Source organism: Imperialibacter sp. (assembly GCF_040222815.1).
Classification (GTDB): domain Bacteria; phylum Bacteroidota; class Bacteroidia; order Cytophagales; family Cyclobacteriaceae; genus Imperialibacter.
Genome location: NZ_JAVKCH010000027.1, coordinates 1 through 12,163 on the forward strand (window position 1 = coordinate 1; position 12,163 = coordinate 12,163).

The following is a 12,163-nucleotide window of genomic DNA, read 5'->3' on the forward strand; positions in this document are numbered from 1 at the left end:
GGAATGATGAAGTGTGCTGTCAGGGGACAGCCCACGGGTACGGGAGTACCAACGCACGCAGTTTGGCGGCTGGCCCTGGCCCAATCACGAGCATGTGCATGCGAGAGAAAAGGGCAGGTTCGCCATCCACGCCGATGGTAAGGTAGAGGAGAAGGGGTAACGGGTAAAGAGGGTAACGAGTAAAGAGGTCGCTCTGTGCAAGCCGCAGGAGCGCCCTCTTTACTTTTTAACAGACCCTTTCTTTCCATCGTTCGGGCCTGATGTCTTCACCTGCCGGCAGAAATACCCGCACAAATACCCTCCTCCCCTGATACAATTTGCCATACGGCACTGATACCCTCAAACGGCGCTACCCGGGATATTTGTGCAAAAAACACCTATGCGCAAATTAGCACTTACCCTATTCGCAGTTGTCGTCACGCTGAGCCAAGTCAAAGCACAGAGTTACTCTTACACCGTTCTTGAAAACGACCCGGAAAAGGCTTATACCAAGTTCGTGGCACCCGAATTTGGCTCAGAGTTTTCCGGTGCCAACTTAAGCATACTAGTGGGTGCCAATGCCCGCATGGGCATTTCTGATAAGCTGGCATTTGAAGGCGATGCCCAAATAGATATTTGGCAGTTCGAGGGCAAGGGGCTTGGCTATCACCTGGAAGGCGGCATTTTTCTTCCCTTAAAAACAAAAACGAAGATAAAAGACGTGCCGGTTATCCTGAGCTACAATCCCTACGCAGATACCAAATATGAAAATGGCAGGCAATACAACATAGAAGAAACCAAATACCTCAATATCGCCGACATGGACTACAAAGACCAATATGGAATGCGGGGCGGTATCTACACCCGTGGGCTCGGCGTTGAAAGCGACGGTATACAGGCAGCAGCAGCGGTGGGAAGCCTATCGCTTGTGGGGCCTTATATTGGCGTGCAAAAAACCTCTCAGGCTTACGTAAAGACAAAAATCAACGACGATATTGACAGAATCGGCGCTGGCTTTGGCAGGTACTTCATCGACGTCATGCTCTTTCCAGTGAGAAGCTTAAGCGACGAAGCCATTGCTCCTGAGTTGAAGAAAGACAAGTTTGTTGGCTGGCGTGGTGGCTTTCAGTGGTACCTCGATCCCCACGACGGAGAGTACAAGCGCCTGATGAACAGTGTGTTTACTGCCGAAATTGGCTCAAGACCGTATACTGGCTTCTACCTCAACATGACCTGGGGCTTTGCTTTTATGAACCAGCGGTAAATAAGTTACCACAAAGGCTTTCGGCTGGCTTGTGCCAGCCGAAAGCTTTCCTCACACACCAAATTTTACTTTTTATTGAGCAAGTACTTATTGAGCAACTCTTTTCCTTTCTTAATTTCAGCCCTGCCGCTCGACTCAATGCCATACCAGCCGCTGTACCCTGAGTCTTTGGCCATGTTGATCATTTTGGCTGTCAGCTCCTCAGTGGGTTGGTTGCGGTAGCTCATGCCGTGCGCATAAGGCAGCGTCTTTTCGAGGTACTTCACATTGTCAAAGTCGTCCATGGGGCGGCGCCAGTCGGGGTAGGTGCCAAAATACAGGTTGTTCACCTCCTGCATCAGCCTCACCATCCAGTCGCCGTCGTTCGAAACTCCACCGTGGTTTTCAATGACCACCTTTATACCGGCCTCCATGGCATACTCCAGCAGCATATTGTACGATTCCACTGCCCATTTCAGCGCTTCTTCCGGGTTGGCACCTTCCGGTCCTCTGCAGTTGGTGCGTATGGCATGGCAGCCCAGGTACTGGGCGATGTCGATCCACTTGCGGTGATTGATCACAAACTGCTTACGACCCTCTTTGGTGTCGGAGGCTCCGTCGCCTTCGGCGTCTACCATGATCAGCACATTTTTCACACCGTGGTCGGCGGCGTTCTTGTTAAGCTGCTTCAGGTAGTTTTCGTGAGGCACTTCCATGAGTGTGTTCACATACTCTATACCGTTCAAACCAAAGTCTTCCCTGGCGACTTTAGCAAAATCCAGGGTTTTCCATTTCCCCTCTCTCACCTCATCCACCAGCGACCATTGGGCCAGCGAAATATCATCCTTCATAATGATAGGGGTTGACGGTTTCTTTTTGGAGGCCGCAAAGGCTGCGGGCCCCATCAGGGAGGCGGCACCAACAGCCGCTGTTTTTCCCATAAAATCTCTTCTGTTCATATCGTAGGTGTTTAAATCTTCTTTTGGTTAGCCTTGTCGGTGCAAGTGGTGCCACCAACAAGTTGTGGGCACGACAATCCTGCATTCTCTTACAGCTCCCAGCCTTTCCTGTATTCTCTTCTGAGGAACTTGTTCGCCTCGGCGTCGTTCGTTATTTCCATCTTCGCCGAGTCATACACCACCCGTTTGCCCGCTCGCAGAGCAACAGCGCCCAGGTTGATGGTCTCCGAAATAGCCCCCGCATAAAGGAAGCTTCCAGGTGACTGCGTTTTACTTTGAAAAGCATCGATCCATACATCGTCGCCCCGTACCGTGGTTTCCTCGGGGGCAGGCTTCCCTGCCTGATAGCTTTTCATCCTGGCTTCGGGCAGCAACACTGGGTTCTCGCACCTGAACTCCGCCAAAATCTTTCCCTTGTCTCCCACGAACATCATGCCTTCCTGCGGCATGTCCTTGCCATCTATTTCCAGCTCTTCAGGAGTCGGGGGTTTCATGCCTCCGTCGTACCAGAAAAGGTCGAAGGCAGGGAGTGTCCCTTGTTTGGCAAACTTGAACCGAACGATACTGGAATAAGGGAAGGCAACGTCATTCACCACCGCTTTACTGACACCATCTACTGTCGTTCGGGTGGTTGTGCCATAGGCTTCAGCACTGTAGGCAGGTGTTTTCACTCCCAAAGTCAGGAAAAGCGGCCACAGGCTGTAGTGGCCCATGTCGGCTATGCTGCCTCCACCGAAGTCGTACCAGCCCCGGAACACGCAGTGGGCATAGTTGGGGTGGTAGGGCCGATCAGGCACAGGGCCGAGCCACAAGTCCCAGTTGAAGCCATCGGGCACAGCCGGTTTGTCGGTCGGGTTTTGCGTCCACTGCTGCCATACCGGGCGGTACGACCAGTTGTGAATTTCCTTAAGGTTGCCAATGGCTCCTTCGTCAATCCATTTTTTCACCAAATCATTGCCACTCCGCTTGCTCCAGGCTAATAAGTGGGTGCTCGTGCCGGTTTTTCTCGCCGTGTCTATGGTCAGCTTAGTTTCGTGCATCCGGTTGGCAATGGGCTTATGAATCACCACATGTTTGCCTTTTTTCATGGCTGCTATCGACACGGTGGCGTGCAGGTGATCGGGCGTCATCACCTTCACCGCATCGATGTCTGTTTCCTTCTCCAGCAGCTCCCTGAAGTCTTCGTATGATTGACACCCCTTGTACTTTCCGGATGGCTTGTTCTTAGCGTAGTATCTCGTCACAAAATCGTGACCTACATCCCTTCCGCCCATAATCCCATTGAAGTTCGCCCCCCAGGAGTCGTCACCCAGCGCCTTTCTGATGCTGTTTCTTATGCCGTAAGGTGACCAGTCGATATAGTCGGTGCTAAGTTTGTTAGGATCGCAAACGGACGTGATTTGCAGCTTGGGATTGGCGATAAGGCCGACCATTTCCCGCATGCCCTGGGTGCCGCAGCCAATGTAGGCCAGGTTGAGCTTGTCGCTGGGAGCAACATAACCTACACCTCCCACAACATGCCTGGGAACAATAGTAAATGCCATCGACGCCAAAGCAGCCGACCCGACGAACTCCCGCCGGTTGATTTTTCTTGCTGGTGCCATAGTTTAAGTAGTTAGAGCGTTCTATAGTTGTTTCGATACATGGAACGTACTATAAGTTACCACCCGGCTATGAAGATCACAAAGCAAAAGTGTTGAATGGGGAAATTGTTGGCGGAAACACTGGTGTATTAAGCCATCGCTGGCAAGTGGCTAGGCCAACGGCACCTCATAGTATTCCAGCGCCCATTCAAGCATAAACCTGACCCGGTTGGGCACTACCTTGTAAACGATCAACTGTGGATTGTCAACGCTGCCCAGATAGTGCTGCAACAGGCGGTTACTGTTCCAGATGTCTTCCAGCAAAGCCCTGTCAATCACCTCTTTTTACATTTGAGTGACGCAGGGCTATTGTGTATTTAAATGCATTGAGTCTTTGACGCTTTCCACCAAAGAAGCTACAAAAGATCTGCCACACTTTGATATAAACCGAGTCGGAGACTCCCTGCTATTACCTATCCGGGAGCCCTTTGGAACACCAGGCAAAGTTGGTGGAAAACGACCCATTTGACTTATCTATCGTTTGAAATGCCGGATGAATTTATTTGCAAATTGGCCCACAGTAAACGGTTAATTATCAATTTCACCTTGCATGGGCAGGCACGAAAAACTATTAATCAAAATTCTACGTGGAACTTCCGATAAAAATATCGGGTTTGAGGAATTCAGAAACTTGCTACTGCACATAGGGTTTGTTGTGAAATATCAGATTAACTTGAGAGAGAATGAATAATAAACCCAGGTACGAAATAATTATTTACTGGAGCAAAGAAGACGATGCATTTGTCGCTGAAGTACCAGAACTGGCTGGGTGTGCCGCAGATGGAGAAACATATCAGGCGGCTTTGGCAAATGTCGAAGTGGTGATAGAGGAATGGATAGAAACTGCCGTTGCGAACGGACGAAATATACCAACTCCCAAAGGAAAGCTGATGTTCGCATGAGCAGGCTATTCTAATTCTAAAGCACTTCGTAACGCTGTGTATAGCGGTTCAACGACTTACGCCAGCGGCACCTCATAATACTCCAGCGCCCACTCCAGCATGAAGCGTACCCGGTTGGGCACTATTTTATACACAATCAGCTGGGGATTATCAACGCTGCCCAGATAGTGTTGCAACAGGCGGTTGCTGTTCCAGATGTCTTCCAGCAAAGCCCTGTCAATCACCACTTCTGCCACGCCGGTGATACGCACCTGGTTATGCTCTTCGTCGACATAACAAAGCTCCACTTTGGGGTTGGTGGCAATTTCCGCCGTCTTTCCGTAGCTTTTCAGATTAGCCACATACACAGTAAAACCGTCCGTTCGCACCGGCGACACGGGCCGCAGCCTGGGCTGGTCGTTGTCGATGGTAGCCAGCACAGGGAATTTCACCTTTTTTACAAGCTCGGCAGCCAGCTGTGGTACTTTGGCAGGGTCGATAGGTTCGGGTGTAGGTTTCGGCATAGGTCTCTGTTCTTAGTGAGCTAAAATTAACGGTTTCCTTTGAAAAACAGCAGGATAAAAACCATCCCGCTATTGGTTAAATTACGTCTCCTGAATACCTTCGTTCATGCGTCTCCTTTACCTTTTTCTCGCCCTGGCGGCCATTGTGCTGATCTCCTTCTTCATCTGGGGCGATCCGCTCATGGAGACTTTCTCTATGGACGGCTCCGTTAGCTGGCTCAGCCAGTATGGCAGCTGGGCCTGGCTCATGGGCATTGTGCTGCTGATGGGCGACTTGCTGCTCCCGCTACCTGCCACGCTTGTCATGTCTGCCCTGGGTTATATTTATGGCCCTGTAGTCGGCGGACTCATTAGTGCAGCCGGTTCGTTCATCACAGGTTCTTTCGGCTACTGGCTGTGCCGCATGATGGGAGAAAAGGCCGCTATTAAACTGCTGGGCGCAAAGGACTACGAAAAAGGAAAGAAGCTATCCGGCAAAATAGGCGGCTGGGTGGTGGTGCTTTCCCGCTGGCTACCGGTATTTCCTGAGGTGATTTCGTGCATGGCCGGCATGGTGCGCATGAATGCCACACACTTTCACCTGGCGCTGGCCAGCAGTGCCATCCCCATGGGCTTTGTTTTTGCTTTTATCGGAAGTGCGGGGACAGAGAATCCTACCATTGCAGTGATATTAAGCGCAGGGCTGCCTCCGCTGATTTGGCTTGCCATCAGGCCCATTTTTAAGGCAAGGCTTACAGCGTAAGCCCCGCCTTCACACACATAGCTATTAAAGTCGCTTTACGCTGGGTTTCAAATCTGTTAGGTCAGCAATCCTGATTTTCTTATTGCCTTGCTCTATGCTTTTTCGGGCAGCCACACCAATCAGCACCGCCATGGCTCCATCACGGCTACCAGCTGCATGACGCAATGGATCGGCCGCATTCGGATCTTTAAAAATCCTGTCCTGTAGTCGGCTGTCGCCGCCGCCATGGCCCGCTCTCACTCTCGGCACTTTGATCTGCTGATAGTCGGCAAAATTCTTCATCACCATCATCTGGTCAAACTCCTCAGCTTCTTCCTTTTTGCCCTGTGTCATTTCCAGCTCATGGCGGTTGGCCTGGTCCACCTCGTCTTTGCCCTGCTGCCATGGAATATCCTCCCAACTGTCGAGCCTGCCCTCCATACCATTGAAAGCCACTCTCCAGCCTTCGTATGGTGAATAGGTCGTCAACGAATAGTTCACCACCACTCCGTTAGCATATTTGATCTGGGCACTCATTTTATCGTAAATGTTGATATCGTCTTTCCATACGCAGCCGTCTCTCAGGTAGCCATCGTATTTTTCATTGTCGGCGTACAGGCTCATCAGGTTTTTGCTTTTGGTCATATCCCAGTAAAACTTGCAGTTACTTTTGTGCGGGCATGGCCGGCAGTTGGTGTGCTTGAATTCAGTGTGGTTCTTGCCATAATGCTCCAACTCGCCAAACGCTACCACTTCCACCGGGTCGGAATCGATCCACCAGTTGAGCAGATCGAAATGGTGACTGGCCTTGTGCACCCAAAGGCTTCCGCTGTTCTCAACCAACCGGTGCCAGCGACGGAAGTAATCCGCCCCGTGATACACATTGAGGTACCAATGGAAGTCCACCGAGGTGAGTTTACCGGCTGCATTGTCTGCCAGTTGCTGTTTGATAGCCGTGGCCAAAGTAGAATACCTGTAGTTAAAGCCCACAATCACCTTTTTGCCCGACTTGCGCTCAGCATCCAGTATCGCCTGGCATTTGACGTCGTCGGTCGTCATGGGCTTTTCCGTCAGCACATTGTAACCTTTATTTAGCGATTTGATAACGAATTCATGGTGCGTGGAATCCATGGTGGTAACAATTACCAGATCAGGCGTGGTCTTGTCGAGCATGTCATCGAAGTTGTCGAACATTTTGGCATTGGGCGCAAAGTCGTTTTTAGCCAACTCCATCCGCCCTTTGTTCACATCATGCAGGCCAACAAACTCAAGGTCGTCGCCGTAGCTGTTAACAACCCTCTTTCCCCAGAAGCCAATTCCCCTTGACCCTGTGCCTACCATTACTACTTTCCTTTTTGCCCGGCGGGCGAAAGCATTCATGGGATTCACCAACATGGAGCCGGCCACGGCCGCTCCGGTAGTAGCTACAAATGATCTTCTCTGCATATGTATTTAAATAGGTTTCAATCAAGATAACCATTTGTCCCGGGAATTCGAAGCATTTCTTGTCATTCTCCAAATGGCTGATGTGAGCGGCGGCTGCCCTGTTTTCAAATTTGATTATATTGAGTGATGAAAAAAATGCTCCTGACCTACCTTGCCGCTATCTGTTTCGCTTACAGTTGCCAGCAACCCGAAACGTCTTCCACTCCCTACAAAGCTGCCATTGCAGAAAGCAGCCGAATGATAGATTCGCTTATGACTGCGGAGAAAGTGCCGGGCATCGACGTAGCCGTTGCCATCAATGGGGAGATTGTATGGTCACAAGGTTTTGGCTATGCCGATCTTGAGAACGAAGTCCCTGTCAAAGCAGGTTACACGCTTTTCAGGATAGGTAGTGTTTCAAAGCCGATAGCTGCATCTGCTGTTGCGTGGCTGATGGATGAAGGTAAACTCGACCTCACACAACCTGTGCAAACCTACGTACCCAATTTCCCAGCAAAGAAGTATCCCGTAACCGTGAAACAGGTGGGCGGCCATATTGCAGGCATCAGGCACTACAGGGGAAATGAAATGCTAAGCAGCAGCTATTACCCCACGGTTGCGGAGGGACTCGATATTTTCAAAGACGATACGTTATTGTTTGAGCCCGGCACACGGTATTCGTATTCGAGCTATGGTTTCAACCTCCTGAGTGCCGTGGTAGAAGGTGCCAGCGGGAAAGATTTTCTTCCTTTTGTGCAAAAGAATGTGTTTGAGGCCCTGCACATGGATCGTACCACACCAGATGTCAACCACGAGATCATCCAGGGGCGCACCTCTTTCTACGACCTCGACAGCCTGGGAAGCATCGTGAACGCAACTTATGTTGACAACAGCTACAAATGGGCTGGCGGCGGATTTATTTCCTGCACCACCGACCTGATAAAATTTGGTGAAGCCTACAGAACAGGAACTTTCCTGAGCGATAGCAGTCGTTCCATTTTGCTCACCTCTCAAGTGCTGGCAGACGGCAACCCAACTGGTTACGGGGTTGGTTGGGGTGTTTGGGAAAAGAACGGCAGAAAGGGCTTCGGCCACACCGGCGGCTCTGTGGGAGGCATTACTGATTTTCGGGTCTACCCCAAAGAAGGCTTGATTCTCGTGCTTTTATCAAACTCCTCTGTTACAAAGTATGGAAATGTGAGTGACCGGATCGTCGAGCTTTTTCTCGCCAGTGACAAATAATGAAGCGATATTGAGGCTGTAAAAGAAGAAAAGCCTCCTGAAGATCAAGAGGCTTTCTTTACTGTTAAACAGGTGTATGAATAAATTTGTGTTATGTAGAGGTATATACGGGAAACCACCGATAGGTAACCACCCTTTTCGGAAATAATTTATTTTTTTTCATTTTATTTTAAAAGGCCATATTTAAGCATGATAAAGGTACTTTTTGTATGTCTGGGAAATATTTGCCGGTCACCGATGGCGGAAGCAATTTTTAACCGGCAGCTCAAAGAGCGGGGGCTGTCCGACCAGATAGCGTCCGATTCAGCGGGAACTTCACGCTACCACATCGGCGCCGACCCCGACCCACGCACCATCGACTGCGCCATTGGCAACAATACGCCCATTGACCACAAAGCCCGGCAGATTCGGATTGAAGACTATCACGAGTTTGACTATATCCTTGCCATGGATCAAAACAACTACAGAGACATTGCCGCTGTTTTCAAAAAGGAGCATCCCCACTTTTACCTGATGAGGGAATTTGATGAGCAACGTGACAGCCTCGATGTGCCCGATCCCTACTTCGGAGGCATGGACGGTTTTCAGCAAGTGTACGACATGCTGTGGCGGGCAAGCGACAAACTAATTGACAGCATTGCCCGGGAAAAGAACCTCTAAATGTTTGATGAGCATTTTAAATCGTTCTTCGAAAAGGTCATCTTCCAAAGTACGGGTGTAGAGACAGAAGAGATCGATTTTAGCTTTGTGGCTGGTGGCTGCATCAACAATACGGTCAAATTAAGCTGCAAGGCTGGCGTATTTTTTCTGAAATGGAACGAAAGCGCACCAGCAGGCATGTTCGAAGTGGAAGCCAAAGGGCTGAAGCTCCTGCAAGACACGGGAGCCGTGCGGGTGCCGGAAATAATCAATACTGGCACCATTGAAGGGAAAGATTATTTATTACTCGAATTCCTTGAGTCTGGCAGGCGAGCAACCAACTATTCAGAAACACTTGGAAGGGAATTGGCAGCCCTTCATCGCCACTCCTCTTCCTACTTTGGCCTCAATCACGACAATTACATTGGTCGCCTTCCACAAAAAAATGAATCCAAGCAATCTTGGGCCGATTTCTTTGTCGAGTGCCGGTTAAAACCGCAGGTGGGCCTGGCTGCTTATAACAGCCTTATTGCCAACGACACGGTGTTACGATTTGAAGCCTTCTACGCTAAGCTGCCCACTCTTTTTCCTGAAGAGCGCCCTTCCCTGCTCCATGGCGACCTGTGGAGTGGCAATGTGCACACAGGGCCCGATGGACATGCCTGGCTCATCGATCCTGCAGTTTATTTCGGACACCGGGAAATGGACCTGGCCTTTACCCAACTGTTTGGAGGATTTGATGCCTCCTTCTATTCCGCCTACCACGAATCTTCCCCCCTGCAGCCTGGCTGGAAAGAGAGAACCGATCTCTGTAACCTCTACCCTCTGATGGTGCATGTCAACCTGTTTGGCACCTCCTATCTCCCAGCCATTGAGCGAACACTTTCCAGGTATATTTAAAATATTTTCAGCGGTTTTCTTGCTGGTGCAATCGATTTAGATGTAGTTTTAGGCCTGTTTTAGACATTAACCCAAAGTTTAAGCGGATGGTAGACAAAAGCAAATTGGGCCAACCCGTTGGCACAACGCTTGATCGTTTTATTAAAAACAAACAAGACGAATTTTCTTTTGCTACCGGGGAATTATCCCAAATTCTGAGAGACATCGGGCTGGCAGGCAAAATCATCAATAGAGAGATCAGCCGTGCCGGCCTGGTGGACCTGGGAGGCTCAGTCGGTGAGCAGAACATCCAGGGTGAAAATCAAGAAAAGCTTGATGTCATTGCCAATATCCGTTTCAAAAGAGCGCTGAGAAACGGCGGCGAGGTGTGTGCCATCGTATCGGAAGAAGACGACGGCATCATAGACCTCAACAATCCACACGGAAGATACATTGTCGCCATCGATCCGCTTGATGGTTCTTCCAATATCGACGTCAACGTATCCATTGGTACTATTTTTTCAGTTTACCGAAGATTATCGCCGGTAGGCGGCCCCGCCCTGCGGGAGGATGTGCTGCAAAAAGGTGATGACCAGGTGGCGGCAGGCTATTTGCTCTACGGCTCTTCTACCATGCTGGTGTACAGCACAGGACACGGGGTCAATGGATTTACTTATGATCCGTCGCTGGGAGAGTTCTTCTTGTCGCACCCCAACATGAAAACTCCAACCACTGGCAATATTTACTCCATCAACGAAGGGCCCAGTCAGCTTTTCGATCCTGGTGTTCAGCAGTATATTCAGCACTGCAAGGAGCAACAACTTACTGCCAGGTACATCGGCTCGTTGGTCGGCGACTTCCACAGAAACATGCTGAAAGGCGGCATTTATATTTACCCGGCTACTCCGAAAGCGCCTAACGGAAAGCTGAGACTGCTTTACGAATGCAATGCACTAGCCTATATCATTGAGCAGGCAGGTGGGAAAGCCACAGACGGAAAAGGAAACAGAATTCTTGATTTACTACCCAACGAGCTTCACCAGAGAACACCCTTCTTCATCGGATCCAGCGAAATGATGGAAATGGCAGAGTCGTTCAGTCTGGCGACCGCCGATACCTCTCCCTTAGTTTGATTTTCTCCAGCTGCCGATCAACAATGGCAGCGGTAAGATTGGCCGCCACCTGTTCGGGTGCGCTCTCTTCCAGCAAGGATATGACTTTAGGTTCAGGCAGGTCGATCCGGTAGAGGATGTTCAGTAGCTGTTCAAAGGATTGATCAAGCATCCGACGAACGACAGGAGTCAGCACTTCTATAAGCAAACTCCTGGCTTTGTCTTCATCATCAGCTGCGGTGTTCTCAACACTTTCAGGCACCTCGAAATGCTTGTTCAGCAACTCCAGTGTCCTGTTGGCAAGATCACGCTCGGCCATTACTTGCCTGCGGACTTCTTTTTGGCAGCGGGCTTGGCCTTGGTTTTTTCTTCCTTGGGTTGCTTTTCAGCAGCCTTGGCAGCAGGAGCCTTCGTAGCAGCAGCTTCTTTGGGTGCCTTTGCCTTGGCTGGCTTTTCTTCCTTCACCTCTTCTTTGGGCTCGTCGAAAACCTCAGGGGCCACGTCCACCAAAATGCTGTACCAGTTCACCAGTTTTTTAATGTCGGACACGTATACCCTATCGGCATCGTAAGTGGGCAACACATGCTTCAGAAACGACTTCAGCTCTTCGTTGTCGGAGTTTTTGGTAAGACCAGTGTCGCCGGCAAATTCCTTGTGCACCTTGCGCATTACGTCCTCCAACGCCACCGTGCCTTCATTATCGGTGGTGTAAATAGAGATTTCATGAAGGATAGACACTTTGGAGTTAGCGTTGACTATCAGCTTGGACTTCTTTTCATCTAACGATTCCAGTATGACGCCTGAGCGGGTAGGATTGAGAACTTTGTAAAGTCCGCCTTTGCCAGACACTGTTGCAATTTCTTTAAACTCCATATTTGTCAGTTTGTGGGCGCAATTTTAGATATTTTAATCTCAC

General features: G+C 49.9%; 14 protein-coding genes. 7 read left to right on the forward strand and 7 right to left on the reverse strand.

Features of this window, described 5'->3' with window-relative positions; all coding sequences use genetic code 11:
- The first annotated feature begins 379 nt into the window (after nucleotides 1-379).
- Nucleotides 380-1,243, forward strand: a complete 864-nt coding sequence (locus RIF36_RS15370) for a hypothetical protein (protein ID WP_350123503.1) — start codon at nucleotides 380-382, stop codon at nucleotides 1,241-1,243.
- A 65-nt stretch (nucleotides 1,244-1,308) separates the two neighbouring features.
- Here RIF36_RS15370 and RIF36_RS15375 read toward each other — a convergent pair whose 3' ends face one another.
- The 3 genes from RIF36_RS15375 to RIF36_RS15385 form a co-directional block, all read right to left on the reverse strand.
- A complete protein-coding gene (locus tag RIF36_RS15375) occupies nucleotides 1,309-2,181 on the reverse strand; it encodes a TIM barrel protein (RefSeq protein ID WP_350123505.1) in 873 nt (290 codons plus the stop codon).
- A gap of 89 nt (nucleotides 2,182-2,270) precedes the next feature.
- Nucleotides 2,271-3,785, reverse strand: a complete 1,515-nt coding sequence (locus RIF36_RS15380; RefSeq protein ID WP_350123508.1) for a Gfo/Idh/MocA family protein — start codon at nucleotides 3,783-3,785, stop codon at nucleotides 2,271-2,273.
- Between the two features lie 150 nt (nucleotides 3,786-3,935).
- Entirely contained in the window at nucleotides 3,936-4,103 is a 168-nt protein-coding gene (locus RIF36_RS15385; protein ID WP_350123511.1) for a pyridoxamine 5'-phosphate oxidase family protein, read from the reverse strand.
- 404 nt (nucleotides 4,104-4,507) lie between these two features.
- Here RIF36_RS15385 and RIF36_RS15390 point away from each other — a divergent pair, with 404 nt between their 5' ends.
- Complete coding sequence (locus tag RIF36_RS15390; RefSeq protein ID WP_152000793.1) at nucleotides 4,508-4,726, forward strand: type II toxin-antitoxin system HicB family antitoxin; 219 nt, start codon at nucleotides 4,508-4,510, stop codon at nucleotides 4,724-4,726.
- Between the two features lie 56 nt (nucleotides 4,727-4,782).
- On the opposite strand, the gene RIF36_RS15395 is transcribed toward RIF36_RS15390, so the two are convergent.
- Entirely contained in the window at nucleotides 4,783-5,229 is a 447-nt protein-coding gene (locus RIF36_RS15395; protein ID WP_350123514.1) for a pyridoxamine 5'-phosphate oxidase family protein, read from the reverse strand.
- 106 nt (nucleotides 5,230-5,335) lie between these two features.
- Between RIF36_RS15395 and RIF36_RS15400 the strand changes: the two genes are divergently transcribed.
- Nucleotides 5,336-5,971, forward strand: a complete 636-nt coding sequence (locus RIF36_RS15400; RefSeq protein ID WP_350123517.1) for a TVP38/TMEM64 family protein — start codon at nucleotides 5,336-5,338, stop codon at nucleotides 5,969-5,971.
- A gap of 24 nt (nucleotides 5,972-5,995) precedes the next feature.
- Here the strand turns inward: RIF36_RS15400 and RIF36_RS15405 are convergent, their stop codons facing one another.
- On the reverse strand, nucleotides 5,996-7,396 hold the full coding sequence (locus tag RIF36_RS15405) for a Gfo/Idh/MocA family oxidoreductase (RefSeq protein WP_350123520.1): 1,401 nt from the start codon (nucleotides 7,394-7,396) through the stop codon (nucleotides 5,996-5,998).
- A gap of 126 nt (nucleotides 7,397-7,522) precedes the next feature.
- Between RIF36_RS15405 and RIF36_RS15410 the strand changes: the two genes are divergently transcribed.
- The 4 genes from RIF36_RS15410 (at nucleotide 7,523) to fbp (ending at nucleotide 11,268) form a co-directional block, all read left to right on the forward strand.
- On the forward strand, nucleotides 7,523-8,617 hold the full coding sequence (locus RIF36_RS15410) for a serine hydrolase domain-containing protein (RefSeq protein ID WP_350123523.1): 1,095 nt from the start codon (nucleotides 7,523-7,525) through the stop codon (nucleotides 8,615-8,617).
- Nucleotides 8,618-8,806: 189 nt separating this feature from the next.
- Complete coding sequence (locus RIF36_RS15415) at nucleotides 8,807-9,277, forward strand: low molecular weight protein-tyrosine-phosphatase (RefSeq protein ID WP_350123526.1); 471 nt, start codon at nucleotides 8,807-8,809, stop codon at nucleotides 9,275-9,277.
- The gene (locus RIF36_RS15420) at nucleotides 9,278-10,156 is read left to right on the forward strand and encodes a fructosamine kinase family protein (RefSeq protein WP_350123528.1); all 879 of its coding nucleotides are present in this window, start codon (nucleotides 9,278-9,280) and stop codon (nucleotides 10,154-10,156) included.
- Between the two features lie 86 nt (nucleotides 10,157-10,242).
- A complete protein-coding gene (gene fbp, locus RIF36_RS15425) occupies nucleotides 10,243-11,268 on the forward strand; it encodes a class 1 fructose-bisphosphatase (protein ID WP_350123531.1) in 1,026 nt (341 codons plus the stop codon).
- Here fbp and RIF36_RS15430 read toward each other — a convergent pair.
- On the reverse strand, nucleotides 11,231-11,566 hold the full coding sequence (locus RIF36_RS15430; protein ID WP_350123534.1) for a hypothetical protein: 336 nt from the start codon (nucleotides 11,564-11,566) through the stop codon (nucleotides 11,231-11,233). The genes fbp and RIF36_RS15430 overlap by 38 nt on opposite strands.
- Nucleotides 11,566-12,120 carry a DUF5606 family protein gene (locus RIF36_RS15435; RefSeq protein ID WP_350123537.1) on the reverse strand — a complete coding sequence of 185 codons (555 nt, stop codon included), beginning with the start codon at nucleotides 12,118-12,120 and terminating at the stop codon, nucleotides 11,566-11,568. The genes RIF36_RS15430 and RIF36_RS15435 overlap by 1 nt, the downstream gene beginning before the upstream one ends.
- Between the last annotated feature and the right edge of the window lie 43 nt (nucleotides 12,121-12,163).